Genomic DNA, 24,067 nt, shown 5'->3' with positions numbered 1-24,067 from the left:
TATCCGAATGTCCCGGCGAGACTCATGTCGCGCTGGGACATTTATAGGTGTACCGTGCAGCTATGAATCCGGAACGGAAGACCCCGGAGAGGCGGAGCCGCAAGGCCCGTCGCACCCGGGACTCACTGGCGCAGGCCGCTTTCGAGCTCGTACTCGACCGCGGTCTGAGGAACGTGACGGTCGAGGAGATCGCGGAACACGCGGACGTCGACCGGCGCACCTTCAGCCGGTACTTCACGAGCAAGGAAGCCGCAGTCCTGGACTCGCTCCGGGGCGACGGCGACCGGATCAATGACGCCCTGCGCGCCCGCCCCGCCGACGAACCCCCGCTCACCGCCTACCGCCGCGCCGTCCTCGACTGGCTCGAAGAACCCGAGGCACAGGCCTGGCACCGGCGCCCCCGGATCTTCGACCTGCTGGTCGTCGCCGAGGAGGAGCCGACCCTCTACGCGGCGTTCCACCACATCCGGGTGGACGCCCAGGAGGACTCGGTCGCCATCGTCGCGGAGCGGCTCGGTGTCGACCCACGGCTGGACATCCGTCCTGCCGTCGCAGTCGCCGCCGGCGCAGGGGCGCTCCTCGCAGCCCAGGCCGCCTGGGTCCGCGGCGGACAGCCGGACGCCCTGCCCCGACTGGTCGGGCAGGCCTTCGACGCCCTCGGCGGAGAACTGCTCGCACAGGGTCCCGCCGAGCCGGCGCCACACAGCACCACGGAAGGAAACGCACCATCATGAGCCTCTCTCTCACCCCCGCCGACCAGGAGTTCGCCGGCCGGACCGCCCTCATCACCGGCGGCGCCTCCGGAATCGGACTGGCGCTGGCCCACCGTCTGGCAGCGGGCGGCGCGGCCGTCGTCGTCGCCGACTACGACGAGGAGAACGCCCGCAAGGCCGTCGCCGAACTCGAAGGCGCCGGCGCGAAGGCAGCCGCCGTCGCCATGGACGTGACCGACCCCTCCTCCGTGGAAGCGGGCGTGCAGTTCGCCGGCGACACGTTCGGGGCCCTGCACCTCGCCGTCAACAACGCGGGCATCGGCGGCCCGAGCGCCCCGACCGGTGATTACGCCGTCGAGGACTGGAACCGGGTCGTCGCCACCAACCTCAGCGGAGTGTTCTACTCCCTGCGGTACGAACTCCCCGCCATCGTCGCCGCGGGCGGCGGCGCCGTGGTCAACATGTCGTCGATCCTCGGTACCAACGGCTTCGCCGGATCCCCCGCCTATGTCGCCGCCAAGCACGGCGTCGTCGGTCTCACCAAGACGGCGGCCCTCGAATACGCGGCACAGAACGTCCGGATCAACGCCGTCGGTCCCGGCTTCATCGACACGCCCCTGCTGCGCAACACCGAAGGCCCGGCCCGCGACCACCTCATCTCCCTGCACCCGGCCGGACGCCTCGGCGCCGCGGAGGAGGTCGCCGAACTCGCCGCGTTCCTGCTCTCCGACCGCGCCTCCTTCATCCACGGCAGCTACCACCTGGTGGACGGCGGCTACTCCGCGTCCTGAATCGCGGACGATGGACACGGGGGCCGGAAATTTTGAAGTGAGAGCGAGGAGAACCCCATGAAAGCCGTCCAGTACCGCACCGTCGGCGCCGCCCCCGAGGTCGTCACCGTGCCCGACCCGGAGCCCGGACCCGGCCAGGTCCTGCTGAAGGTCACCGCCGCAGGCGTCTGCCATTCCGACATCGCGGTGATGAGCTGGCCCGCCGACCAGATCCCCTTCCCGTTGCCGCTCACTCTCGGCCACGAGGGCGTCGGCACCGTCGCCGCCCTCGGCGACGGCGTCACCGGTCTCTCGGTCGGCGAGTCCGTCGCGGTCTACGGCCCCTGGGGCTGCGGCACGTGCGTCAAGTGCGCCGAGGGCAAGGAGAACTACTGCCTGCGCGCGAAGGAGCTCGGCATCACGCCGCCCGGACTCGGCTCGCCGGGGGCCATGGCCGAGTACATGATCGTCGATGATCCGCGTCACCTGGTGCCGCTCGGCGGACTCGACCCCGTGCAGGCAGTGCCGCTCACCGACGCGGGGCTCACCCCCTACCACGCGATCAAGCGGTCCCTCCCCAAGCTGGTGCCCGGCGCCACCGCCGTCGTCATCGGCACCGGCGGTCTCGGCCACGTGGCGATCCAGCTGTTGCGCGCCATGACGGCCGTCCGCGTCATCGCCCTCGACGTCACGGAGGAGAAGCTTGCCCTCGCCCGCACCGTCGGCGCCCACGAGACCGTTCTCTCCGACGAGCACGCCGCGGCCAAGGTCCGCGAACTGACCGGCGGCGTCGGCGCGCAGGTCGTCCTCGACTTCGTGGGGGCACCTCCCACGGTCACCACGGCGGGTGCGGCGGCCGCGATCGACGGCGACGTCACCATCGTCGGCATCGGCGGCGGCGCCCTCCCGGTCGGCTTCGGGTCCCTGCCCTACGGGACGACGGTGACCTCCCCGTACTGGGGATCGCGCTCCGAGCTCGCCGAGGTCCTCGACCTGGCCCGTGCGGGGGCGGTCGAGGTCCACGTCGAGACGTACACCCTGGACGAGGCGCCGCTGGCGTACGAGCGGCTGCACCACGGCAAGATCAACGGCCGCGCGGTCATCCTCCCCAACGGCTGACTTCTCCAGCGGTACAGAGGTATTGCGGGCCGTCGCCGACAGGCGACGGCCCGCACGCCCGTGCTCCGGAGGGATGCGTACGCCCGGTGCTTCGGCGATACTCGCCAGATGGAATTCGTGGCACTCATGACGCTGCCCGGACTGGTGATCGGGCTGACTCTGGTCGCGTTCGTCGACCAGCTGATGCTGCGGGCCGGGCGGGCGGGGGTGTTGCCGTGGCGCAACAGCGGGCGCCGGGGCCAGGTGTCGGCGACCGGATTCGAGCAGCTGCACGCGACCTTCTCGCCGGGCAAGCAGAGCGAACTCAAGGAGCGCCAGAGTGCCCTGCTGCTCCGTGACGACGAGGAGGACGGCGCCCCGCCGAACCGCTCCACTGTCGACCTCGACGGCGGTCGAGCCGTCATCCGCCCTCCGGCGGCCACCCCCTCGCAGGGCTCCGGCACGCTCTGAAGGCTGTCCCGTACGGGTGTGGCCGCTGGGGGATGGACGGGGTGATCTCAGCGGATGATCCGAAGTGACATCTGTACCGAGTTGCAGGAGGCCCTGCGCCGTCAGGCCCCGCGCCGGGCAGGCGTGTTCGGGGCCACGCTCCCCTTTAGCCAGGCGTGTTCGGGCCACGCTCCGCTTTGGAGGAGCTCAGCGCCGCGCCTGTCAGGGGCCACGGCCGTGGGGAGGCCCGGCTGCGCGGCGGCGGTGGCCGCACGTCAGGTGCCGGGGCGGTACAACCGTTTGCCCATGCTGCCGGTCTTGTTTGCTGCGGTCCGGGAATTCCGCTCCACCGCCTCCGGCATCACCGCCCGCTCCTTCTCGCTCGCCGGCGGCACGGTCGACATGAACACGGCCCCGGCCCGCTCCGGCGCGGCCTTCACCCACTGACCCCGACGCAGCACTGCGACAGAGCACTGGGAGTGACATGAACAGACGTGCACTGCGATGGAACCTCGGAATCGCCACCGCGCTCGCGGTGAGCAGCGCCATGACCGCCCCTGTGATCGCGCACGCGCAGGGGATCGCGATAGGCCGGGCCGCCCCCGTCGTGGAACTCCCGGACGACTTCAACGGCGACGGATACTCCGATGCGGTGGTCCCCGTGCCCTCGGCGACCGTCGGCGGCAAGGCGAAGGCCGGATATGTGGCCGTGATGTACGGCTCGCCGACGGGCCTGAAGGTCTCGACCAAGCAGGTGTTCCACCAGGACAGCGCCGGCATCCCCGGCGTTGCCGAGGCCGGGGACGCGTACGGAAGTTCGGTCACCACCGGTGATCTGGACGGCGACGGGTACGCCGATCTGGTCGTCGGTGCCTCCGGCGAGGATGTCGGCACCGTCACCGACGCGGGCTCGCTCGCGGTGATCTGGGGCGGCGCCAAGGGGCTGTCGGGTTCCGGTTCCGTGACACTGGCTCTCGGCGACGGGGCCTACGACAGACTCGGCCGCACGGTCAGGGCCGGGGACTTCGACGGGGACGGCGCCCTGGACGTCGTCGGCGTCGAGAACTACCTGAATCTGCGCGTGCTGTCCGGGCTGTTCGGCCGCGACGGCTCCGCGCGGGGCACGGTCCGGATCACCGACACGGAAGACATGCGACTCCTGGATCTGGCCACGGGCGACATCAACGGCGACGGGGTGACCGACCTTGCCGCGGTGGTCAACTCCGTCGACGAGTACGACTGGCGGCACATCCGCTACTGGACGGGCACGAGAGCGGGACTGACCGGACCCGTTTCGGTCAAAGCCGCGAACGGCCGCCGGCTCCAGGGCGGCGAGAGCCTCGACATCGGCGATGTGAACAACGACGGCATCGAGGACATCGTCGTGGGGCGGGCGGTCGACGGCTACGACAGCGACGTGGAGATACCGACCGCCAACGGCGGCATGGTCACCTACGTCCCGGGCAGCAGATCGGGCCCGGTCGGTACTCGGGCGAAGGTCTTCAACCAGGACAGTGCCGGCATCCCGGGTGTCGCCGAGAACAACGACGCATTCGGTGAATCCGTCCAGGTCGCCGATATCGACGGCGACGGTTACGAGGACGTGTCGATCGGCGTTCCGGGTGAGGACTTCGACGGCAGGAGCCAGGCAGGCTCGGTCGTCACCCTGCGCGGTACGGCCTTCGGCCTCACCGGCACGGGAGCCAAGAGCTACTCGCAGGACACCACGGGGGTACCCGGCGTCGCGGAGAACAACGACCGCTTCGGGGCGGCCGCCGAACTGGTCGACACCAACGCCGACGGTCGCGCCGAGCTGATCGTCGGCGCGCCCGGCGAGAACGCCGACGCCGGCTCGGTGTGGGTGTTCAAGTCCACTTTCTCCGGGGTGACGCCAACCGGTTCGTTCACCTTCGGCGCGGGCACGCTCGGCACGGTCCCGACGCGCGCGCAGCTCGGCTCGACGTTCAACTAAGGGCTGTCCCGTAATCCCTGGTGGATCAGCGCGCGGCGTCGGATGCGGTGCATCGCAAGGCGGAGGATCGTCCTCGTACTCGGCCTTGCTTCGGCGAGTCCGGCAACGCGGCGAGGTGCCGTGCCGGACGTCGCCGGCCCACGAAGATCGGACGGACAGGGCTTCCGGGCCCTATGCCGGCAGTGCCACAAAATCACTGGACATCGCACGGGCCGGGCGACGAACGTTGGAGGCATGGAGCAGGAGGGAATCTGGGACGGCGACGCTGCCCAGCGCTATGACACACCCGGCACAGGCATGTTCGCCCCCGAGATCCTGGGGCCGACCGTGAACCGCCTCGCTGAGCTCGCAGGCGGCGGAGCAGCGCTTGAGTTCGCCATCGGGACCGGCCGGGTGGCCGTACCGCTCGTCGAGCGAGGAGTCCCCGTCACCGGCATCGAGTTGTCGCTTCCGATGCTCCATCAACTGCGAACCAAGGTGGACGAAGCGACCATTCCCGTGATCGTCGGTGACATGGCGACTTCCGTGGCCCCTGGGAACTACACACTCGTCTACCTCGTCTACAACACCATTTCCAATCTGCTCACCCAAGCCGAACAGGTCGAGTGCTTCCGCAACGCTGCCCGCCACCTCACGCCCGGTGGTCGGTTCGTGATCGAGCTCTGGGTGCCCGAGCTGCGTAAGCTCCCACCGGGCCAGACGGCCACCGTCTGGAATTCCGAGCCCGGCTACATCGGTTTGGACACCTACGACGTCCTGCGCCAGCACGTCGTGTCGCACCATTTCTCGTTCGACGACACGAAGCAGGCCCAGCTGTTCCGCAGCCCGCACCGCTACATCTGGCCTGCCGAACTCGACCTCATGGCTCAGCTGGCCGGATTCGAGCTGGAGACCAGGCACGCGGACTGGGACGGCGCCCCGTTCACTGCCGAGTCGCGTTCTCACGTCTCCGTCTACCGAATCCCGCCGAACCGGTAGCTTCGCACAGTCCGGAATGGCGGCGCGCCGCAGTCGGTGGCCCGTCGACCCCGCCCTGACCGGGCAGGCCCGGATCCTCGCGGGAGAATCACCAGCCCACCCCCTGTACACGGCAGTACCCATTCGGAGATCCTCTGTAGCCGTGACCGACAAGACGAACAATCACGCGTGGCCCAGGGACGTCAGCGCCATCACCCTGTCCGTGGACCACGTGGACGCGATGGGCACGGAGTCGTCCGCCCGCGGCGTGACACCGCTGAACGGCCCGATGGGCCAACCGCGGGGGCTACGCACTGCCGGGTTTCGTGCCCCCGGCGGTCACATTCGGGAGATCGCCCCGTGACCGCGGCGCCGGATACGGAGATCCGGACGCTCCTGTCCTTCCTGAACGGGCAGCGCCGCCATGTGCTGGGGATCCTCGACGGGCTTGAAGCCGATGCGCTGCACAGGCCCGTGTTGCCGTCCGGGTGGAGCTGTCTGGGACTTGTCCAGCACCTGGCACTCGATGTCGAGCGGTTCTGGTTCCGAGCCGTCTTCGTCGGCGACAAGAACGTCATCGACACCCTGGACGACATGGAGGACGCCTGGCAGGTGGCGTCCGACACGCCGGCCGAAAGCATCCTCCATCAGTACCGCACGGAGACAGAACTCGCAGACGCCGTCGTCTCAGCCGCGGCGGCGGACACGCCGTTGGTCTGGTGGCCCCACCACCTCTTCGGCGAACCGCACCTGCACACCCTTCGGGACGTCCTGCTCCATGTCATCACCGAGACCGCGTGCCATGCCGGCCACCTCGACGCGGCACGAGAGCTCATCGATGGACGACGTTGGATGGTCCTGACATAGCCGGCTGCTCCTGACACGGAAGTCGGCCACCCCTCACCTCCCTGGACCTTTCGACACCCGAGAGGCGTAGGGAGAGCTACGGAACAGCCTCTATGGCTTCGGGCGCGGCGGTCCTGCGGCGCAGCATCGAGTCGGCCAGACCGGCACCGCATTTCTGGAGCAGGCTGTACGCGAGGACCGGCAGCAGCACGTGAGGGCTGCCGGAAAGGTTCGTCGCAGCCAGCACCGCACCGGCGCTGCTGTTGTTCATCCCGCAGGTGAGCGTGATTGCCACGGTGTCGGCCGGGTCGGCCCGTACCGTACGGGCCAGGCACCAGCCGATCGCGAACGACGCCGCACACAGCACAGCCGCCACGACCACCGACGCCACCAGCAGTGCGGGCCGTGGGTTCAGCAGGAACCCGCCCAGCGCGCCCGACGCATTGCTGTAGGTGAGCAGCAGTGCGTCGACCAGCCCGAGCAGCCCGATGCACGGCAGATGCCGGGCGAGCGCTCCGGCGGGCAGTACCTGCTGGACGAGGAGCCCGGCGACACACGGCACGATCACGCCGATCACCGCGAACGCCCCGCCGTTCACCGCGGCCAGCCTCGACAGGTCCTGTGCGTAGTGGCCGACCGTCACCATCGAGGCGGCCGAGAGTGTCAGCGGGATGGTGAACGGGCTCAGAAGGGTGGAGGTCAGGACGATACCGACGATCAGCGACTGGTTGCCGCCTGCCCGGCTTCCCCAGACCGTGGCGCCGCCCGCAACCGGCATGGCGCCCACCAGGGCCAGTCCCGTGAGGAGCCCGCTGCAGCCGTCCGTGTCGGGGAGCCGCCCGAGCGCCACCGCCATGCACGGAAGCAGTGCGAGCGGGATCAGCGTATTGGCGAAAGTTCCGACCAGCAGGGGCAGCGGTCGGCGCAGGAGTCGCGGCAGATCCCGGGCGGGCACCCGTAATGCCGCGGTGAAGAGCAGCCAGGCGAGGAGGAGCGACGGCAGTGTGAGTGGCGTACGGGCCCCGCCGGGTGCGGACACCACGCCGACATCCAGCTGCCGGATGGCGAGACCGGCCTGCGGTAAGAGGGCTGCGGCGGCGTAGGCGGCCACCATCGCCCAGGTCAGCCGGCGCTGAAGGAACCCGAGCGCACGCGTGACGGCGGGCGGGCGCTTGACGTGGACGGATCGGACGAGGGGCCCGACCGGTGGACGGGGCATCGCACTGGACCTCTGTGAGGGGGGAGCGGGACCGGCGGGTCACCTGCGGTGTGCGGGCAGTGCCGTCCGTATCAGCGCGGCCCCGAGCCCCAGCCAGAAGGCGGCGAACAGCCAGCCGGCCACCACGTCGGTCACCCAGTGCACCCCGAGCAGAACCCGGCTCAGCCCGACGGCCGCGGCCCAGCAGCCGGCCAGGGCGGCGGCGACGCGGCCGGCCCGGCTCCCGTACGCCCGGTGGCCGATTGCCGCCACCAGGAGTCCCGCCATGAGCGCGGACGTCGTCGCGTGCCCGGACGGGAAGGCGAACCCGGAGGCGTGCGTCGCCCAGTCGCCCACCGGCGGGCGGGACCGGTTGATCGCTTCCATCAGCCCGTAGCGCAGCGCCTGCCCCAGCAACAGGAAGGCCAGAGCGCCTGTCGCGTACCCCAGACGGCGACGCGGGTTCCGGCCCGCGATCAGCCCGGCTGCCACCGCGGCGGCGTACGGGAACACGCCCGTGCCCGTCGCCGTGACCGCCCTGGCCACGGTGACCAAGGCGGAGGGCCGATGGTGCAGGGACCATGCGTGCGCAGCCCGATCGACGGGCAGCACGGCCCCGTGCCGGGCCGTCAGGACCACCACCGTCAGGCCGAGGAGACCGATGAACCCGATCAGTGCGGCCCCGAGCGCCGTACGGATACAGGGGTCGACCGGGCCCGCAACGGACCGGTGACCGGCCGTCGCGTCCTTGGTCACCGCGCCGCCACGAGAGGGCGCAGCCTGGTCTCGCGCAGCCGCACCACGACGGGGGCGAAGCGCCGGGCGGCAATGGTGAGCAGCCAGGCCACGAGCGCACCGGTGACCAGCCCGATGAGCACATCGTGCGGATAGTGCACACCGATCCAGACCCGGGACGCGGCCATCAGCAGAGCCGCGGGCACAGCTATGGCACCGAGCCGGCGGTCGGTGAGCAGGATCGCGACCGCCGCGGCTGCGGCGATGGCGGCGTGATTGCTGGGGAAGGACCAGTCGCCGAGCGGGGGGCACGCTTCCACCGTGACCGCATGCAGGGTCTGGCAGGGCCGCTGTTCATGGACGGCCATCTTCAGCAGGTCGTTGGCCACATAGGCGGCCACCACGACCAGCGGCGCACAGAGCGCCATTGCCAGGCGGGCGGGGGCGGCGGAGCGGGACCGCCACCAGGCGGCGAGCATCAGCAGGGCGAAGAGCGCGAGACCGAAGTCGGACCAGAGCCGGATCGTGGAGTCCAGAGCGGCGGGGGACCGCTGGGCGAGCTCGGTGATCCAGGTGTAGAGGCCACCGTCGAGGGAGGTGGCGGCAGAGGCGAGCAGCATCAGCTGTGGTCTCCTTCAGCGGTGCGGCGGCCGCGCGAGCGCATCAGCTCGGCAGCGAGAGGGATCAGGGAGACGATGACCACGACGGCGACGATCGGCAGCAGATAGCGGTCGACATTGGGTACCGACGACCCCAGCCCGTAGCCGGCGAGCACCAGCGCGACGGTCCACACCAGTCCGCCGACGATCTGCCAGATGGTGAAGAGCCGGGCCGGTACGTTGAGTGCCCCGGCCAGCGGGTTGAGCACCGTGCGCACCACAGGAACGAAGCGCGCCAGCACGATCGCGCGCGCGTGTCCGTACTTTTCGAGAAGTTCCTCGGCGCGGGCGGCTCCCGCATGCAGTTGCTTGGCCCGGCTCCGGGCCAGCAGGGCGCGGCCGCCGCGGCGCCCGATCCAGTACCCGGTCTGGGCGCCGAGGAGTGCGCCGACCACGGCAGCGATGAGTACCTGCGACAAGGAGAGGTGGACCGCGCCGTGGTTGCCGGGCACGCTCAGCAGCCCCGCTGTGAAGAGCAGGGAGTCGCCGGGGAGGAAGAATCCGACGAGCAGCCCCGTCTCCGCGAACAGCACGACCGCGATGCCGAGCGCGCCGAACGTCGCGAGCAGCGACCCTGCGTCCAACAGGTTCACCGCCTGCGGCATGGCTGCCAGTGAGGATACGGACACGGCGTAAGGCCTCCCATAATGGTGACTGGGCGCACCGACGGGACGCCCGACTGACTACAGTGATGTAGACGGTCTACGTCACTGTAGACGCTCGGCGCAGGAGGAGGGTTCCCATGTCCCAGGTGCAGGGGATATCGAGCGAGGATCCGACCTCTCGCGCGGACGGCAAGCCGACCTCTGGACCGGGCAGCGAGTCGGCCCAGGCCTCCGCTTCGGTGCCCGGACCGGCACCCGAGCCCTCCTCGGCGTCGGAACGGCGACCGGCCGGCGAGCTGGAATCCACCGTTCTCGCGGCGCTGTGGGCGGCCGACTCCCCGCTCACCCCCGGTCAGGTGCAGGGCGCCCTCGGCGCGCCCCTCGCCCGCACCACCGTCACCACGATCCTGACCCGGCTGTACGAGAAGGGCACGGTCACCCGCACCCGCGCCGGGCGCGGCTTCGCCTACACCCCCACCGAGGATGCGCCCGGCCTCACCGCCCGCCGGATGCACAGCGAACTGCAGAAGGAAGAGGACCGCAGCACCGTGCTGGCCCGATTCGTCTCGCAGCTCACCGACGAGGACGAGCAGTTGCTCCGGGAGCTGCTCGACGGAGACGCCTCATGATGTACGCCGTATGGGTTCCGCTGCTCATGCCGTTCGTCGCGGTTCCCGCCGCCCGCCGTCTGGCGGACGCCCTGGCGCCCCTGCGTGCCGTTCGGCTGCTTGCCTCGACGGCCGTGGGTCTCGCCCTGTGCAGCACGCTCGCGCTGGTGCTGCTGGTGGTGCCCGGCGCGACCCAACTGTCCGCGGTCGCCGCGGTCGGTGAACTCGTCAAGCCGCTCGCCTCCGCGCCCGCCGCCGTGGCCGACCCGCTCGCCCTTGCCGCCCTGGCCGTGCTGGCCGGCTGCACCGCCGCCGTGATCCGTACCGCCCGCCGCCACTGGGTGGAGCTGCAGCGCGCCAGGCAGTCGGCCGAATGCTCCAGCGGTGAACTGGCCGTCCTGCGCGACAGCCGCCCCGACGCCTATGCGCTGCCTCCACTCCCGGGCAGCCCCGGCCGGATCGTCGTCACCACCGGCATGCTGCGCGCCCTGAACCCCGCCGAACGGCACGCTCTGCTCGCGCACGAGCGTGCCCATCTCACGGGCCGCCACCACCTCTACATCGCTGCTACCGAGCTCGCCGCCCTCTGCCATCCCGCTCTGCGCTCGCTGCGCGCACCCATGGGCTACGCCCTGGAGCGCTGCGCCGACGAGGCGGCGGCCGTCGCTGTCGGCGACCGGCGGGTCGCCGCGCGCGCGATCGGCCGCGCGGCGCTCGCCGCGCGGGCGGCGGAAGGGATGCGGGCGCGCCCCCGTGTGGCGCTCGCGGCGGCGGGGGGACCAGTTCCGCGCCGGGTCGCGGCGCTGCTCGGCCGGGCCACCCACCGGCCGGGCGTGGGCCGCACCGCGGCGGCCGCGCTGCTGGCCTGCCTGATCCTGTCCGGGGCCGCCGCACTCGAAGCGACGAACGATCTGCACAGCAGTATCGAGGTCGCACAGGGCGAGGTCCCGCAGCGCTGACCGGGCGAGGCGCCTGCGGCGTGCGTGGCGCACGTTCTCCCGTCCGCCTCAGAAGTCGGCAGCCGTCGTGGGCGTCGCGACACGGCGGCACGCGGTGCCCGTTCGCCCTCTACAAGATCGCGGGCCGGGACCGCGCCACCCGCTCGGCGGACGGGGCATCCGAAGTCGAGTGCTTTCATCGCCCACGGGTTCGGCGTGCCGACGGTGCGCACGGCCCGAGACCGAGCGAGTGTCGTCGAACCCTGGACGTCCGGCCGTACGCGTACGTCATCCGAGGTGCTCCAGGCCATGCGCGATGCCGGTCAGGGGTGGCCGGGCGAACCCTCCGGACGGGGTCGGCGGACCGGGGAAAGCAGAGCCACTGCCGCGATGAGCAGGCAGCAGACACCGGCGGCCAGACCCACCGGTGCCGTTCCATGGCGCTGTGCGGCCCAGGTGAGAACGGCCGCGCCGACCGGGGCTGCCGAATAATGGACGGTCCAGAACGCCGAGGTCACCCGCCCCAGCAAGTGCTCAGGCGTCACTTCCTGGCGTAGGGACATCGAGCACGTGCCCGCCATGCTGGTGCAGCCCAGGAACGTTGCGGTCAAGACGGCAGTACCTGCCACGCTGTCGGCCCGGCCGATTCCCGCCACGGCGAGTCCGCAGACTGCAACGGTGCCGATCCATGTTGCGCCGAAGCCGAGCCTGCGGCGGACCGGGGCCACGAGGAGGGCTCCGGTGATCGTGCCCATCGCTCCGGCTGCGAAGACGGTTCCGACCGCGCTGTCGCTCTGGCCGAGGTCGTGCTCGAGGTGGTAGATGAGCAGGTCGTTCAGGCCGAGAGTCAGGAAACTGAAGAAGGTCAGCAGGAGGGTCAGGGCTCGCAGCACGGGGTGTCGGCGCAGGAAGGTCACCCCGGCCAGCAGGTCGTCCCACAGCCTCGGCCGAGCCGCTCCTGCCTCCGGCGCCGCGCTGGTCCGAGCCGCGCGCGTGCCGCCCGGGAACCGTACGAAGCTCACGCATGCTGCCGACACACCAAAGCTCGCCGCATCCACGCCGACAGCCGCCGCCGGGCCGAACCAGCCCGCCACCACGCCTGCGCACAGCGGGCCGATCACCCCGGCCGCCGCGGCCGTCGCATTGAGCCTTCCGTTGGCCTCCGTGATCCTCCGGCCACCCACCAGGCTCCGGACGACGGTGACGTACGTGACGGAGAACAACATCCCGACAGCCTCACCCAGAGGCAGCAGTACGTAGAGCAGCCAGGTCTGCGGGCCCAACGTCCATACCAGCGGAATCAGCGCGTACAGCGCCATGCGGACGACATCGCAGGCGATCAGCAGCTTCCTGCGGTCCATCCGGTCCACCACGACCCCGGCGAAAACCCCTGCGAGGAGCGAGGCCGCGCCGGCCACGGCGGTGAGCAGGCCCATCTGCGCCACGGATCCCGTCGCGTGCAGCACCAACAGCGGTAGTGCAATCAGGGCGAAGGAGTCCCCGACGACCGAGAGGGTCTGCGCCGCCCAGAAGATGCCGAAGTTGCGGTCACGCCACAGCGGGCGTGACCCTTCCGATGAAGGGCCGTTGGCGGCGGATTCAGACATATCGAGGAGCGTAGGGGGGACTTGTGCGACGCACACCCGATTTCTGCAGGTCAACACGTTGTTCTGTGAGGGTGTGAGGTGGTGTGCGGCTGTGCTTTCTCGCCACTTCGGTCGAGGGCTGTGCCGGGCCGCAGCCGGGACCTTCCCCCGTTGAACGGCGGATCCTCGATCGCCGACATGGGACAGAGCGCGAGGCGTGCACTGCCCGCCTCCGCGGCCGGTGATCGACGGAAGTGACCTGCGAGGCCCAACGCCCTTTCGGCGCCGGTGTTTCCGTATCGCCGTTCCGCGACCGGGGCGGCCCATGCGCAGCGGCTCAGGGCCCGTCCGGCGCCTGCCCGCCACGCACATGGTCCCGCAGCCGGTCGATGAAGACTCGTTGGCCCGTGACGAGACGTTCCGCCGCCTCCTGCGGTGTGCACCAGGCGAACCGGTCGATCTCCGGGAACTCCCGCTGCACGCCCGACCCCCGGGGCCACTCCATGGTGAACGTCCCGGGCTCGGCCCGGGCCGGATCGGCATCACCCTCGAGAGCCCACACCACCACCGTCTTGCCTCCGGCCTGGCGGGACTCGCCGAGCGGCACCCACTCCCCGTCCGGCGCCGGATGGCCGAACTCCTCCTCGAACTCACGGCGGGCAGCGGCCTCGGGTTCCTCTCCGGGCCCGTACTCACCCTTGGGGACGGACCACGAGGCAGCCTCGCGGCGCGCCCAGAAGGGGCCGCCCATGTGCCCGAGGAACACCTCGAACCCGGCGCCCCCGTCCGTCGACCGGAACAGGAGAAGACCCGCACTGTGCTTCTGAGACGACATGTCGTCAAGTCTTCCCAATGATCACGGGTGTCATCGACTTGCCGCACCCTGTTTCCCCCGAGGTTCCCGAGGCCCCCTGGTGCGTGGCGGTGTGCGCGGCCATGCTGTCCGCCGACAGCGCTTACTGCCCGTGCAACCATCGCCATTCCAGGAGGATTTGTGGGCCCTGGCATAGTCGGCAAAGCAACGCGTCCGCTCGTGCTCCTCGCGACGGTGTCCGCGATGACGGTGGGAGCCATTGCCCCTGCCGTCGCCGATTCGACCCCCGACCCCCGTCCCCGTAACTCCGCCGAAGTCCTCAGACCCGTCGCCCCGCCGGCAGCGAGCCGTGCGGCAGGCGACTCCCGGTCCGTCGTGGACGGCGACGGCATCGAGACGGCCCGCGCCTCGCGCCCGATCGCCCCCGGAGTCCGCCTCAGCTCGTACGACCGGCTCGAGTCCGACAAGTGGCTGCGTGTGGACGCCCTCTCCGTCGACCTCGACGGCAGTGGCGTACAGGCCGACTACCTCTCCACCGGCAAGGTCTCCGACCGGCGCACGGTCTCGCAGCTCGCCGCCGGACACGACGCGGGCCCCGGCCGCCGGACCGTCGCGGCGATCAACGCCGACTTCTTCGACATCAACCAGACCGGTGCGCCCGAAGGCGTCGGAATCAAGGACGGCGTGCCCGTCCAGTCACCCGCCCCCGGAGTCAACCGGGCGGTCGGCATCGGTCCCGGAAGCGCGGGCCGCATCCTGAACCTGTACTTCGAGGGCACACTCACCCTGCCCTCCGGACAGCGGCCGCTCAACGCCTACAACGCCGCCAATGTGCCGAGTGGGGGAGTGGGTGCCTACACCCCGGCCTGGGGAACCGCCGACCGTGCACTCACTGTCGACAAGGCGACACCCGTCGCCGAAGCGGTCGTACGCGACGGCAAGGTCGTCTCCGTGTCGGACACCACCGGCTCCGGCGCCGTCCCCGACGACACCACGGTCCTCGTCGGACGCGAGGCCGGAGCCGCCGCACTCACGTCGCTCCGGCCGGGCGACCCCGTGTCGCTGACCTACCGGGCACGCACCGACAGCGGAGAGGTACCCCGCACCGCCGTCGGCGGTCGGGAGCTCCTCGTCGTCGACGGGGTCGCGCAGAACCACGACGGAGAGGGCAACAACACCGCCGCCCCGCGCACCGCCGTCGGCTTCTCCCAGGACGGCAGCACGATGCAGATCCTCACCATCGACGGCCGGCAGGCCGACAGCGGTGGCGTCACACTCACCGAACTCGGCCGGATGATGCGACGAGCAGGCTCGTACAGCGCACTCAACCTGGACGGCGGCGGTTCCTCGACCCTCGTCGCGCGTGTGCCCGGCAGCGACGCGCTGCAGGTGGAGAACAGCCCGTCCGACGGCACCGAGCGCACCGTCCCCAACGGCCTCGCCCTCACCGCCCCCGACGGCAGCGGGCGCCTCAAGGGCTTCTGGGTGGCGCCCCGCACCCCGGCCGGTACCGCACCGGGCGTCGACCCCGTCAAGGGCGGCCACCCCGAGCGGGTCTTCCCCGGACTCACCCGTAGCCTCACCGCGACCGGATATGACGAGACGTACGGCCCGGCCACCGGCATCCCGCACTGGCACACCGCCCGCAACAACGTCGGTACGGTCGACGGCAACGGGCTCTTCACGGCACGCCGGAGCGGCACCACACAGGCGCGCGCCGAACTGGGATCCGCCCGCGGCAGCACCGTGCTGACCGTCCTCGACAAGCTGACCCGGATCCAGCCGACCACACAGCGTGTGGGGCTCGCGAACGCCGAAGCGACCGGTACGTTCGGCATCGTCGGACTCGACGCGCACGGCACCAGCGCCCCCGTCGAACCCCGCGACGTCACCCTCGAATACGACCACGCGCTCTTCGACGTCCGTGATGACGGCAAGGGCAACTTCACCGTCACCTCACGCACCGGCGCCGGCGCCGGACAGATCAGGGCGACCGTCGCGGGCGCCACCACTGTCCTCGCCGTCAGCGTCGGCCTCGCCGAGCAGGCGGTCTCCGACTTCGACGACGCAGGGTCCTGGAAGTTCAGCCAGGCCCGGGCGAGCGGATCCCTCTCCGCCACCCCCGACGGCCACACCGGCACGGGACTTCGACTCACGTACGACTTCACCCAGTCGACCGCGACGCGCGCCGCGTACGCCGCCCCGCCCCAGCCGGTCACCGTGCCGGGACAGCCCCAGTCGTTCAAGCTCTGGATCAAGGGCGACGGCAAGGGCGCCTGGCCGACGCTGCACCTCAAGGACGCCGCGGGTTCCGACCAGTTGCTCCGCGGACCGTACGTCACCTGGACCGGCTGGCGGCAGGTCACCTTCGCCGTGCCGACGGGCGCGGCCATGCCGCTCAGCGTGTACCGCTTCTACCTCGCCGAGACGGCGGCCGCCCAGCAGTACACGGGTGAGATCGTCATCGACGACCTCACCGCCCAGGTGCCGCCCACCGTCGACCTGCCCGAACAGGCCGTGACCATTGATCCGTTGATCGATCCGGCCGCGGTCACCGAAGCCCGGGACTGGCAGTTCGCGGTGATGTCGGACGCCCAGTTCGTCGCCCGCGACCCCGACAGCGCCATCGTCACCCAGGCGCGGCGGACCTTGCGCGAGATCAAAGCGGCACGGCCCGACTTCCTGGTCATCAACGGCGACCTCGTCGACGAGGGATCACCGGCGGACCTCGCCTTCGCACGCCAGATCCTGACCGAGGAACTCGGCGACTCCCTTCCCTGGTACTACGTGCCCGGCAACCACGAAGTGATGGGCGGGAAGATCGCCAACTTCATCACCCAATTCGGTCCCGCCCAGCGGACGTTCGACCACAAGGGCACCCGCATCATCACGCTCGACACCTCCAGCCTCACCCTGCGCGGCGGGGGCTTCGCCCAGATCAAGGAGGTGCGTGCCCAGCTCGATGCGGCTGCGAAGGACCCTGACGTCCAATCGGTGATGCTGATCGAGCACGTTCCGCCGCGCGACCCGACGGTTCAGAAGGGCAGCCAGCTCGGGGACCGCAAGGAGGCGGCCCTGGTGGAACAGTGGCTCGCCGACTTCCGCCGTACGACGGGCAAGGGCGCCGCATTCATCGGCAGCCACGTCGGGGTCTTCCACGCCTCGCACGTCGACGGCGTGCCGTACCTGATCAACGGCAACTCAGGGAAGGCACCGGCCGGACCGGCGGACGAGGGAGGCTTCACCGGCTGGTCCCTCGTCGGCGCGGACCACGTCTCGCCCGGCGAACAGGCCGCCGCGCGGGAGAAGCCGTGGCAGGGCGAGCCCGACTGGATCTCGGTACAGACCCGGGCGCATGTCGACGCGCTGACCTTGGACGCCCCGTCCGTGCTCGGCGCGGGACACACCGCCAAGATCACGGCGTCCGTCACCCAGGGCGCCCGCAGTGTCCCGGTCGCGTTCCCGATGGCCGCCGACTGGACCGGGTCACCGGACGTCCACATCGGCGACCGGGGCGGCGCCCGCCACCGGCACACAGCGGTCTTCGACCCGTCCACCGGCACCCTCACGGCGCTTCGGCCGGGCACGATCACGCTCGCGGTGACGGTCAACGGCACGACGCAGGTGACCCGGATCCGGGTCGCCGCGGCCTCCACCGCCTCGGCAGCCTGACGCAACACGCGCACCGCGCGGCGGTCCCGCACCCGGTTCCACGACCGGGTGCGGGATCCCGTACTTCCGGTCCCTCACAACTTGCGGTAGCCGTACGCCTCGGTCGCCGCGGCCTCGACCGCGGCAAGACCACCGCCCGCCGACGCCGTGACCAGTGCCGCGACCGCGCCCTCGACGAACGGCGCGTCCACCAGCCGTGCCCCGTCCGGAAGTTCGTCTCCCTCGGCCAGCATCGCCTTGACCGTGAGCACCGCACTGCCCAGGTCGACCAGCACCGCGATGCCCACGCCGCCGTCGACCTTCCTGGCCGCCTCGGCGATGAGCTCCGCACTGGTGCCCAGCCCACCCGACGACGTACCGCCGGCCGCGGCCACGGGTGCCGTCGCACCACCGGCTGCCAGCCCCTTGGCCAACTCGGCCACCGCCTCGGCCACCGGTCCGCTGTGCGACACCAGCACGATTCCCACCTGCTTCTGCTCGCTCACGAGCCGCCTCCACCGCGTTCGTACGACTCCGCCAGCGTGGCGATCAGCAGCGCGGACGACGTCGCACCCGGATCCTGATGCCCGATGCTCCGCTCACCCAGATAGCTGGCCCTGCCCTTGCGCGCCTGCATCGGCACGGTCGCGGTCGCACCCGCCTCGGCCGCCTCCCGGGCAGCGGCGTACGACGTACCGAGCGCTTCCACGCCCGGCAGCAGCGCGTCGAGCATCGTCTTGTCCCCGGCCTGCGCACCGCCCAGCTGTCCCACGGCGGCGACACCCGCGGCGAACGCCTCGGCCAGCTGCTGATCCGTCACGGCGGGCGCATCGCCCAGCGCCTTCCCCGTACGCCGCAGCAGCGTCCCGTACAACGGCCCCGACGCCCCGCCGACCGTCGAGATCAACTGTCGCCCCGCAAGCATCAGTACGGCCCCCGGGGTTCGCGGATCCTCCTTCTCCAGCACCGCGGTCACCGCGGCGAATCCACGCTGCATATTGCTGCCGTGATCGGCGTCCCCGATCGCGGAGTCGAGCTCGGTGAGGCGGTCCGCCTCACGGTCCACAGCGGCCGCGGCGGCGGCCATCCACCGGCGGAAGAAGTCAACGTCGAGCACATGGATCTCCTTGTCCCTGGAACAACGTCATGGGCGCACGGCCGCTGCTCAACGGCCCCAGCGGAGCGCGGGCGTCTCGACCGGCGCGTCCCAGAGCCGCAGCAGCTCCTCGTCCACCTGGCAGAGCGTCACCGAACAGCCCGCCATGTCGAGCGAGGTCACATAGTTCCCCACGAGCGTACGAGCCACGACGACATGCCGCTCGGACAGCACCCGCTGCACCTCGGCATTGAACCCGTACAGCTCCAGCAACGGCGTCGCCCCCATACCGTTGACCAGCAGGAGCACCGGATTGTCCGGCTGCAGATCCTCCAGAATCGCGTCCACTGCGAAGTCCGCGATCTCCCCCGACGTCATCATCGGACGCCGCTCACGCCCCGGCTCGCCGTGGATGCCGATGCCCAGTTCGAGCTCGCCCGGCGGCAGATCGAAAGTGGGGGAGCCCTTGGCCGGGGTGGTGACGGAGCTCAGCGCCACCCCGAAACTCCGCGACTCCTCGTTCACCCGTCGGCCGATGGCCTCCACCCGCTCCAGCGGCGCACCCTCCTCGGCCGCCGCCCCGGCGATCTTCTCGACGAACAGGGTCGCCCCCGTGCCACGCCGCCCGGCCGTGAACAGACTGTCCGTCACGGCCACGTCGTCGTTGACGAGCACCTTCGCGATCTGCACACCCTCGTCCTCGGCGAGCTCGGCGGCCATCTCGAAGTTCAGCACATCGCCGGTGTAGTTCTTGACGACGAACAGCACCCCCGCGCCACTGTCGACGGCGGCTGCGGCGCGCACCATCTGGTCCGGAACGGGCGACGTGAACACCTCCCCGGGACAGGCGGCGGACAGCATCCCGGGCCCGACGAACCCGGCGTGCAACGGCTCGTGCCCGGACCCGCCCCCGGAGACGAGCCCCACCTTTCCGGCGACGGGTGCGTCGCGCCGTACGACGACACGGTTGTCCACATCCACGGTCAGCTCGGGATGGGCGGCGGCGATGCCGCGCAGGGCGTCCGCCACGACGGTCTCGGGGACGTTGATCAGCATCCTCATGGGCATCTCCTGGTCGGTTCGGCAAGCAGTTCTCCGGCCCCCGTCCTCGCAAGTGGGAGTGAGTGCAGGGGGTCGATCTCGGCGGTTGGAAGCGGGGTCCGGCGGGACTGAAGCCGACCTCTTGCCGACTTTGCTGACGAGTCGTCAGGTGCAACTCGTGCGACGGCGGCGGGGGACCTGCTCCTCGCGATGACGCGGCCTTGCCCTTCACAGTATTGACCTTGCGAAGGTGATCGTCACGTGTCGCGACGTGTCCGGGCGAAACCCGCAAGCCCGTCCGGCGGCCGGCCGGCGCCTCCACCGAGCGGGCTTCGCCGTCTCCTCGCCGCTGACATGTGTGGCACGGGCTCGCCCACGGCGTCGGTCTCGTCTCCGTGATTGCGGCGGCGTCGGCCACGCTCGCCACCGCGTGGCTGCTGACACGCCCCTCCGGAGCAAGGGCCCGGGTCTCGACGGCAGGCGGGGTCCCGTCGGCCATCGCGGCCTGGGGCATGGCTCGGTGTGCCTACCTCGTCCCTGTCCCGCTGACCGTCCCCGACGGCGCGCACACCACACTGCGCCGGCTGGCGCTCGTCACCCTCGTCGCTGTCGTGTTCGTCACGTCGGCGGTCGCCCTGCTGTAGACGGCGTCCCGTTGGGTGTGCCGGCGTCCGGCCGCGGACGGCCGTCCTTTCGCCTCGGCGAGTCGCAGAGCGCGGTCGAACACCCGGCATCGGGCCGCTTCTTGCGGGCATCTTGCCGGGTGGTCCTCAGCCCGGCGTCGACCTGTACCGCTACCGGGGCGGCACCCGACCTCGGGTCCGGCCCCTGCGGATGCGCGCGAAGGGCATGGGCCGGACTCAGAGCTGAACGGGAAGGTGGCGGGGACCGCGGAGCATGGCGCTCTGCCGGTAGGGGGGCGGGTCCTCGACCAGGCGCGCCGTGCCCAGGTGGGGGATCAGCGCGCCGAGCGCGGCCTGGGCCTCTCGACGGGCCAGGGGACCGCCGTAGCACAGGTGAATACCGCTGCCGAAGCCGAGGTGCTGGTTGTCCGGGCGGGTGGGGTCGAACCGGTCGGGCTCGTGGAACCGCATGGGGTCGCGGTTGCCCGAGGCCAGCGCGAGGACGACGGATGCGCCTTCGGGGATCGTGATGCCTGCGACGTCGATGTCGGCGTTGGGGATGCGCTCGCGCATCTGGAGGGGGGGTTCGTAGCGCAGGAGTTCCTCCACTGCTCGCGGCAGCAGGTCGGGGTCGTTGCGCAGATGGTCCAGGTGCTCGGGCTGACGCAGCAGGGTGAGCACCCCGTTGGTGATCAGGTTGACGGTGGTCTCATGGCCGGCGATGAAGAGCAGTACGGCGGTTACTGCGAGTTCCTCCTGGGTGAGCCGCAGGGCCGGGTCCGGCTCGTTGACGAAGGCGGAGAGCATGTCGTCGGTCGGGTGGCCACGACGCTGTTCGGCGAGCTTGACCAGGTATCCGCCCATCTCGATCCGTGCCTGGTCGCCGGCCTTGTCCGCATCGGTGGTGTCCTGGCCGGGCCGGACGTCGGCGGCTATGACCAGAGCGTCGGACCAGGCCGCGAACAGCGGTTCGTCCTCGCGGGGGACGCCGAGCAGACGGCAGATCACCGTGACGGGCAGCGGGTAGGCGAAGTCGTCGACGATGTCGATCTGCCGGCCGGCCTCGAAGGATGCCAGCAGTTCCTTGATGATCTGTTCGATCTCGCCGCGCATGGCGTCGACCCGGCCCGGGGTGTGCGGTGGTCCGAAGGGCCGCATGGCCAGGGTGCGCAGCCTGTCGTGCTCCGGGTCGTCGAGCCGGAGGAACGGCGGCTTGTGGTCCACGTCGCCACGGGTGCGGGGGTCGACACTCATCCGTGGGTCGTGCAGCAGTGCGGCGATCTCGTGGTAAGCGCCGATCAGGTAGCTGTCGTCCGCCTGCCGGACCACGGGACCGGTCGCGCGGAGTTCCGCGTACAGCGGGTAGGGGTCGGGGCGGCTGGCGTAGTCGGTGATCCGTGCCAGCAGGGTCTCGGAGTCCATAGTGGCTCCTCGTCGTGGGACGGGGCGTGGGTCAGCGCGTGGGCTGCACCACGGTCAGTCGGCGGTCGGGCAGGTATCCGGTGAGCGCCACGGTGGGGCCGTGGGACAGCCCCTTCGGATCCGGTACGTCGGACGGAATCGGGACGTCGGCCGCGATGGCACGGTCCAGCGCGCCGGGCGGGGGCGGGAACGGGGCCGCGGTCTCGATCAGGTGTCGGTAGTAGTCGAGCGACTTGGCCATGTCGACGGTGACCGCGGCGGTGACCCGCCCCTGGTAGCCGTAGACCATCGCCAGGCGGCGCGCCTCCAGAGATCCTTGGGCGATGACCACGTGGTCGGAGTAGGTCGGCACGCCCACGGACTTGATGTTGAGCCCGAACTGGGTCGACCAGAACACCGGGATGGCCAGGTGCGGGCGCTGCTTGGGCCCCGGATTGATCATGTTGTGGGCTGCCACATCGGCTTGTTCGACCGCGTTGCCCCAGTGCTCCAGGGAGAGCATCTGATAGCCGAAGAGCGGGTGGGGGAAGCGGGAGACATCGCCGGCCACGAAGATGTCGTCGGTGACGATGCCGTACATGTTGAAGGCGCGGCACCCGGCGTCACAGGCGATACCGCGAGGGCCCGCCGCCAGCCCGGACTCCGCCAGCCACTCGACGTTGCGGACGCCCCCCAGTGCCACGACGCACACGTCCGCGTCGACACGCGTGCCGTCGGACAGGTCCGCGCCCGTGAAGCTGCCGTTCCCGCGCAGGGCGGTGACGGTGACCCCGCAGCGCAGATCGACGCCGTGGTTGCGCTGCATGACGGCCGCAAGCTTCGACAGGGTGCCGCCGAGCGCGCCCACCAGGGGTGCGGGGCCGCGTTCGGCGACGGTGACGTCCAGTCCGCGTTCGCGGCAGGCCGAGGCGATCTCCGAGCCGGTGAAGCCGGCGCCGATCACCATCACCCGCCCCGGCCCGGCGTCCAGTCGCTCGGCCAGCCCTGCGGCGTCCTCACTCGTACGCAGGGTGAACACCCCGTCCAGGGCGTTCTCTGCCGGGTTGGGCCAGGGCCGCGCCCGGGTCCCGGTGGTGATCAGTAGCCGGTCGTACGGCAGCGACTCCCCGTCGGCCAGCAGCACCCTCTTCTCCGTAGGGTCAAGACCGGTGGCGGCCACTCCCAGCCGCCAGTCGGCGTCCGGGTCCCGGCGCATCGGCAGCTCGGTGGTGTCCGCCGTCGCCTGGCCGAGCAGTACCTGCTTGGACAGCGGCGGCCGGTCGTAGGGAACATGGGGCTCGTCCCCGACCACCGTGATGGAGCCGGTGAAACCCTCCTCGCGCAGCGTCTCCGCGGCCCTCAGCCCAGCCAGCGACGCGCCGACGATGACGATGCGGCCGCCCCGAAGATCACTGGCGGCCATCTGGGTTCACCTCCTCACCGACGAGGATGGCCTGGACAGGACAAGCCGCCGCAGCCTGGACCACGCGCTCGGCCTGGTCGTCCGGGACGGCTGTGGCATACAGCAAACCTTCCGAGCCGTGCAGCTCGAACACCTTGGGTGCGAGGAACACGCACTGTGCGTAGCCCTGGCAGCGTGTGAGGTCCACAACGATTCGCATCCCCACCACTTCCTCTGTCGCCACACTCCCTTTCTTCCAGCATGAGCCGAGCACTGCACGCTTGCACGGCGACCGCTCAGGGGAACTGTCGGGCCGGCCGTCAGCCCATGGCCCAGTCGAGGTCGCGCCTGACGGTGGTGAGACGCAGGCGGGACTTCCGACACACGCCCTGGTTGTTCTGCGTTGTGGCTGGTCTTCCCGGCGTGCAGGCCGAGACGGCGCGTGGAGGTGAGCAACTTGTCGAAGAGCAGACGGGCTTCGTCCCGGTTTCCGGCGCGGGTGCGGGCTGGAACGCACCGGAAGGAGCGGACGGAGAAGGGCCGCACTCAGGTGGCAAGGGCGCTGATGCCGTCACCGAGCAGCTTGAGGCCGAGGACGAAGAAGAGGGCGGCCATGACAGCGGCATTGTGCTGGGCGGCCCAGTTTCGCCAGGCGGCGAGAATGCTTCTGGCGCGCTCTCCCATGAACAAGTAGACGGCCAGCGGCGCAAGGACTCCGAGTGAGGCGATGAATACGAAGATGGCGAGTGCACCGGGGGTGCCTCATGCCCTTGGTTGTTCGCCGGTGTTCATCTTCATAGCAGCCACGGCTCCCCAATAGGTGAATTTTCTACGGATCGCCGGAAACCTCGAAAGGCCTCCCGGCGGTGGCGGCGGGCTCGGTCGGGCCCTTCTTCATTCCGTG

The 24,067-nt window shown here is 70.7% G+C and carries 26 protein-coding genes; 13 read left to right on the top strand and 13 right to left on the bottom strand.

Annotated features, from left to right (window positions below):
• The first annotated feature begins 62 nt into the window (after nt 1–62).
• The 9 genes from ACFU6I_RS16490 to ACFU6I_RS16450 all read left to right on the top strand — a co-directional run bounded on the left by ACFU6I_RS16490 (nt 63) and on the right by ACFU6I_RS16450 (nt 6,827).
• A complete protein-coding gene (locus ACFU6I_RS16490) occupies nt 63–734 on the top strand; it encodes a TetR family transcriptional regulator (protein ID WP_384366519.1) in 672 nt (223 codons plus the stop codon).
• Nucleotides 731–1,504: an SDR family NAD(P)-dependent oxidoreductase gene (locus ACFU6I_RS16485; protein WP_384366516.1), complete on the top strand. Its 774-nt coding sequence runs from the start codon at nt 731–733 to the stop codon at nt 1,502–1,504. Before ACFU6I_RS16490 ends, ACFU6I_RS16485 begins: the two co-directional genes overlap by 4 nt.
• Nucleotides 1,505–1,561: 57 nt before the next feature.
• The gene (locus ACFU6I_RS16480) at nt 1,562–2,602 is read left to right on the top strand and encodes an NAD(P)-dependent alcohol dehydrogenase (protein ID WP_384366513.1); all 1,041 of its coding nucleotides are present in this window, start codon (nt 1,562–1,564) and stop codon (nt 2,600–2,602) included.
• Between the two features lie 108 nt (nt 2,603–2,710).
• Nucleotides 2,711–3,052: a DUF6191 domain-containing protein gene (locus ACFU6I_RS16475; protein ID WP_345510896.1), complete on the top strand. Its 342-nt coding sequence runs from the start codon at nt 2,711–2,713 to the stop codon at nt 3,050–3,052.
• 285 nt (nt 3,053–3,337) lie between these two features.
• Nucleotides 3,338–3,478, top strand: a complete 141-nt coding sequence (locus tag ACFU6I_RS16470) for a hypothetical protein (RefSeq protein ID WP_345510897.1) — start codon at nt 3,338–3,340, stop codon at nt 3,476–3,478.
• 37 nt (nt 3,479–3,515) lie between these two features.
• Nucleotides 3,516–5,003 (top strand): FG-GAP and VCBS repeat-containing protein, encoded by a 1,488-nt coding sequence (locus ACFU6I_RS16465; RefSeq protein ID WP_384366510.1) that lies wholly within the window; start codon nt 3,516–3,518, stop codon nt 5,001–5,003.
• Nucleotides 5,004–5,237: 234 nt separating this feature from the next.
• A complete protein-coding gene (locus ACFU6I_RS16460) occupies nt 5,238–5,981 on the top strand; it encodes a class I SAM-dependent DNA methyltransferase (protein ID WP_384366507.1) in 744 nt (247 codons plus the stop codon).
• A 142-nt stretch (nt 5,982–6,123) separates the two neighbouring features.
• A complete protein-coding gene (locus ACFU6I_RS16455; RefSeq protein ID WP_384366504.1) occupies nt 6,124–6,324 on the top strand; it encodes a VOC family protein in 201 nt (66 codons plus the stop codon).
• Entirely contained in the window at nt 6,321–6,827 is a 507-nt protein-coding gene (locus ACFU6I_RS16450) for a DUF664 domain-containing protein (RefSeq protein WP_384366501.1), read from the top strand. The genes ACFU6I_RS16455 and ACFU6I_RS16450 overlap by 4 nt, the downstream gene beginning before the upstream one ends.
• Before the next feature lie 76 nt (nt 6,828–6,903).
• Here ACFU6I_RS16450 and ACFU6I_RS16445 read toward each other — a convergent pair whose 3' ends face one another.
• From ACFU6I_RS16445 to ACFU6I_RS16430, 4 genes are read right to left on the bottom strand one after another with little or no spacing between them, the layout of a single operon-like run.
• Nucleotides 6,904–8,025 (bottom strand): bile acid:sodium symporter family protein, encoded by a 1,122-nt coding sequence (locus ACFU6I_RS16445; protein ID WP_384366498.1) that lies wholly within the window; start codon nt 8,023–8,025, stop codon nt 6,904–6,906.
• Nucleotides 8,026–8,064: 39 nt separating this feature from the next.
• On the bottom strand, nt 8,065–8,760 hold the full coding sequence (locus tag ACFU6I_RS16440; protein WP_384366495.1) for a phosphatase PAP2 family protein: 696 nt from the start codon (nt 8,758–8,760) through the stop codon (nt 8,065–8,067).
• A complete protein-coding gene (locus ACFU6I_RS16435) occupies nt 8,757–9,359 on the bottom strand; it encodes a phosphatase PAP2 family protein (protein ID WP_384366492.1) in 603 nt (200 codons plus the stop codon). Before ACFU6I_RS16435 ends, ACFU6I_RS16440 begins: the two co-directional genes overlap by 4 nt.
• Nucleotides 9,359–10,003: a DedA family protein gene (locus ACFU6I_RS16430; protein ID WP_384366580.1), complete on the bottom strand. Its 645-nt coding sequence runs from the start codon at nt 10,001–10,003 to the stop codon at nt 9,359–9,361. Before ACFU6I_RS16430 ends, ACFU6I_RS16435 begins: the two co-directional genes overlap by 1 nt.
• A 239-nt stretch (nt 10,004–10,242) precedes the next feature.
• On the opposite strand from ACFU6I_RS16430, the gene ACFU6I_RS16425 reads away from it, so the two are divergent.
• Both ACFU6I_RS16425 and ACFU6I_RS16420 read left to right on the top strand, forming a co-directional pair.
• Nucleotides 10,243–10,632 (top strand): BlaI/MecI/CopY family transcriptional regulator, encoded by a 390-nt coding sequence (locus tag ACFU6I_RS16425; RefSeq protein ID WP_384366577.1) that lies wholly within the window; start codon nt 10,243–10,245, stop codon nt 10,630–10,632.
• Nucleotides 10,629–11,570 carry a M48 family metalloprotease gene (locus ACFU6I_RS16420; RefSeq protein ID WP_384366489.1) on the top strand — a complete coding sequence of 314 codons (942 nt, stop codon included), beginning with the start codon at nt 10,629–10,631 and terminating at the stop codon, nt 11,568–11,570. Before ACFU6I_RS16425 ends, ACFU6I_RS16420 begins: the two co-directional genes overlap by 4 nt.
• A 302-nt stretch (nt 11,571–11,872) precedes the next feature.
• On the opposite strand, the gene ACFU6I_RS16415 is transcribed toward ACFU6I_RS16420, so the two are convergent.
• Both ACFU6I_RS16415 and ACFU6I_RS16410 read right to left on the bottom strand, forming a co-directional pair.
• Nucleotides 11,873–13,156, bottom strand: a complete 1,284-nt coding sequence (locus ACFU6I_RS16415; RefSeq protein WP_384366486.1) for an MFS transporter — start codon at nt 13,154–13,156, stop codon at nt 11,873–11,875.
• A 316-nt stretch (nt 13,157–13,472) separates the two neighbouring features.
• A complete protein-coding gene (locus tag ACFU6I_RS16410) occupies nt 13,473–13,970 on the bottom strand; it encodes an NUDIX domain-containing protein (RefSeq protein ID WP_384366483.1) in 498 nt (165 codons plus the stop codon).
• A 222-nt stretch (nt 13,971–14,192) separates the two neighbouring features.
• Between ACFU6I_RS16410 and ACFU6I_RS16405 the strand changes: the two genes are divergently transcribed.
• Nucleotides 14,193–17,621, top strand: a complete 3,429-nt coding sequence (locus ACFU6I_RS16405) for a phosphodiester glycosidase family protein (protein ID WP_384366574.1) — start codon at nt 14,193–14,195, stop codon at nt 17,619–17,621.
• Nucleotides 17,622–17,695: 74 nt separating this feature from the next.
• Here the strand turns inward: ACFU6I_RS16405 and ACFU6I_RS16400 are convergent, their stop codons facing one another.
• Genes ACFU6I_RS16400 through dhaK form a run of 3 tightly spaced genes read right to left on the bottom strand, consistent with a single transcriptional unit; the run spans nt 17,696 to nt 19,758 of the window.
• Nucleotides 17,696–18,106 carry a PTS-dependent dihydroxyacetone kinase phosphotransferase subunit DhaM gene (locus ACFU6I_RS16400; RefSeq protein WP_384366480.1) on the bottom strand — a complete coding sequence of 137 codons (411 nt, stop codon included), beginning with the start codon at nt 18,104–18,106 and terminating at the stop codon, nt 17,696–17,698.
• On the bottom strand, nt 18,103–18,717 hold the full coding sequence (dhaL, locus tag ACFU6I_RS16395; protein WP_345510911.1) for a dihydroxyacetone kinase subunit DhaL: 615 nt from the start codon (nt 18,715–18,717) through the stop codon (nt 18,103–18,105). Before dhaL ends, ACFU6I_RS16400 begins: the two co-directional genes overlap by 4 nt.
• 48 nt (nt 18,718–18,765) lie before the next feature.
• Entirely contained in the window at nt 18,766–19,758 is a 993-nt protein-coding gene (gene dhaK, locus ACFU6I_RS16390) for a dihydroxyacetone kinase subunit DhaK (protein WP_384052254.1), read from the bottom strand.
• Between the two features lie 335 nt (nt 19,759–20,093).
• On the opposite strand from dhaK, the gene ACFU6I_RS16385 reads away from it, so the two are divergent.
• Nucleotides 20,094–20,381, top strand: a complete 288-nt coding sequence (locus tag ACFU6I_RS16385; protein ID WP_384366476.1) for a hypothetical protein — start codon at nt 20,094–20,096, stop codon at nt 20,379–20,381.
• A 216-nt stretch (nt 20,382–20,597) separates the two neighbouring features.
• Here the strand turns inward: ACFU6I_RS16385 and ACFU6I_RS16380 are convergent, their stop codons facing one another.
• The 4 genes from ACFU6I_RS16380 to ACFU6I_RS16365 form a co-directional block, all read right to left on the bottom strand.
• A complete protein-coding gene (locus tag ACFU6I_RS16380) occupies nt 20,598–21,782 on the bottom strand; it encodes a cytochrome P450 (protein ID WP_384366473.1) in 1,185 nt (394 codons plus the stop codon).
• 31 nt (nt 21,783–21,813) lie between these two features.
• Entirely contained in the window at nt 21,814–23,184 is a 1,371-nt protein-coding gene (locus ACFU6I_RS16375; RefSeq protein WP_384366470.1) for an NAD(P)/FAD-dependent oxidoreductase, read from the bottom strand.
• Nucleotides 23,171–23,383, bottom strand: coding sequence for a ferredoxin (locus ACFU6I_RS16370; protein ID WP_345511008.1), 213 nt, complete (start codon nt 23,381–23,383; stop codon nt 23,171–23,173). The genes ACFU6I_RS16375 and ACFU6I_RS16370 overlap by 14 nt, the downstream gene beginning before the upstream one ends.
• A 326-nt stretch (nt 23,384–23,709) precedes the next feature.
• Complete coding sequence (locus ACFU6I_RS16365; RefSeq protein ID WP_384366571.1) at nt 23,710–23,865, bottom strand: GAP family protein; 156 nt, start codon at nt 23,863–23,865, stop codon at nt 23,710–23,712.
• Between the last annotated feature and the right edge of the window lie 202 nt (nt 23,866–24,067).

The sequence above is a fragment of the Streptomyces sp. NPDC057486 genome (genome assembly GCF_042802415.1).
Lineage (GTDB): Bacteria > Actinomycetota > Actinomycetes > Streptomycetales > Streptomycetaceae > Streptomyces > Streptomyces yanii.
Note: the sequence above shows the minus strand (reverse complement) of the source record. Positions and strands in the feature narration are given on the sequence as shown.

Bases quoted from the DNA above. Each gene is read 5' to 3' on its own strand.
- ACFU6I_RS16370 (WP_345511008.1), bottom strand. From the start codon at position 23,383: ATGCGAATCGTTGTGGACCTCACACGCTGCCAGGGCTACGCACAGTGC.
- ACFU6I_RS16485 (WP_384366516.1), top strand. From the start codon at position 731: ATGAGCCTCTCTCTCACCCCCGCCGACCAGGAGTTCGCCGGCCGGACC.
- ACFU6I_RS16480 (WP_384366513.1), top strand. From the start codon at position 1,562: ATGAAAGCCGTCCAGTACCGCACCGTCGGCGCCGCCCCCGAGGTCGTC.
- ACFU6I_RS16465 (WP_384366510.1), top strand. From the start codon at position 3,516: ATGAACAGACGTGCACTGCGATGGAACCTCGGAATCGCCACCGCGCTC.
- ACFU6I_RS16380 (WP_384366473.1), bottom strand. From the start codon at position 21,782: ATGGACTCCGAGACCCTGCTGGCACGGATCACCGACTACGCCAGCCGC.
- ACFU6I_RS16420 (WP_384366489.1), top strand. From the start codon at position 10,629: ATGATGTACGCCGTATGGGTTCCGCTGCTCATGCCGTTCGTCGCGGTT.
- ACFU6I_RS16470 (WP_345510897.1), top strand. From the start codon at position 3,338: ATGCTGCCGGTCTTGTTTGCTGCGGTCCGGGAATTCCGCTCCACCGCC.
- dhaK (WP_384052254.1), bottom strand. From the start codon at position 19,758: ATGAGGATGCTGATCAACGTCCCCGAGACCGTCGTGGCGGACGCCCTG.
- ACFU6I_RS16435 (WP_384366492.1), bottom strand. From the start codon at position 9,359: ATGCTGCTCGCCTCTGCCGCCACCTCCCTCGACGGTGGCCTCTACACC.
- ACFU6I_RS16410 (WP_384366483.1), bottom strand. From the start codon at position 13,970: ATGTCGTCTCAGAAGCACAGTGCGGGTCTTCTCCTGTTCCGGTCGACG.
- ACFU6I_RS16415 (WP_384366486.1), bottom strand. From the start codon at position 13,156: ATGTCTGAATCCGCCGCCAACGGCCCTTCATCGGAAGGGTCACGCCCG.
- ACFU6I_RS16430 (WP_384366580.1), bottom strand. From the start codon at position 10,003: ATGCCGCAGGCGGTGAACCTGTTGGACGCAGGGTCGCTGCTCGCGACG.
- ACFU6I_RS16375 (WP_384366470.1), bottom strand. From the start codon at position 23,184: ATGGCCGCCAGTGATCTTCGGGGCGGCCGCATCGTCATCGTCGGCGCG.
- ACFU6I_RS16460 (WP_384366507.1), top strand. From the start codon at position 5,238: ATGGAGCAGGAGGGAATCTGGGACGGCGACGCTGCCCAGCGCTATGAC.
- ACFU6I_RS16490 (WP_384366519.1), top strand. From the start codon at position 63: ATGAATCCGGAACGGAAGACCCCGGAGAGGCGGAGCCGCAAGGCCCGT.
- ACFU6I_RS16445 (WP_384366498.1), bottom strand. From the start codon at position 8,025: ATGCCCCGTCCACCGGTCGGGCCCCTCGTCCGATCCGTCCACGTCAAG.
- ACFU6I_RS16475 (WP_345510896.1), top strand. From the start codon at position 2,711: ATGGAATTCGTGGCACTCATGACGCTGCCCGGACTGGTGATCGGGCTG.
- ACFU6I_RS16405 (WP_384366574.1), top strand. From the start codon at position 14,193: ATGACGGTGGGAGCCATTGCCCCTGCCGTCGCCGATTCGACCCCCGAC.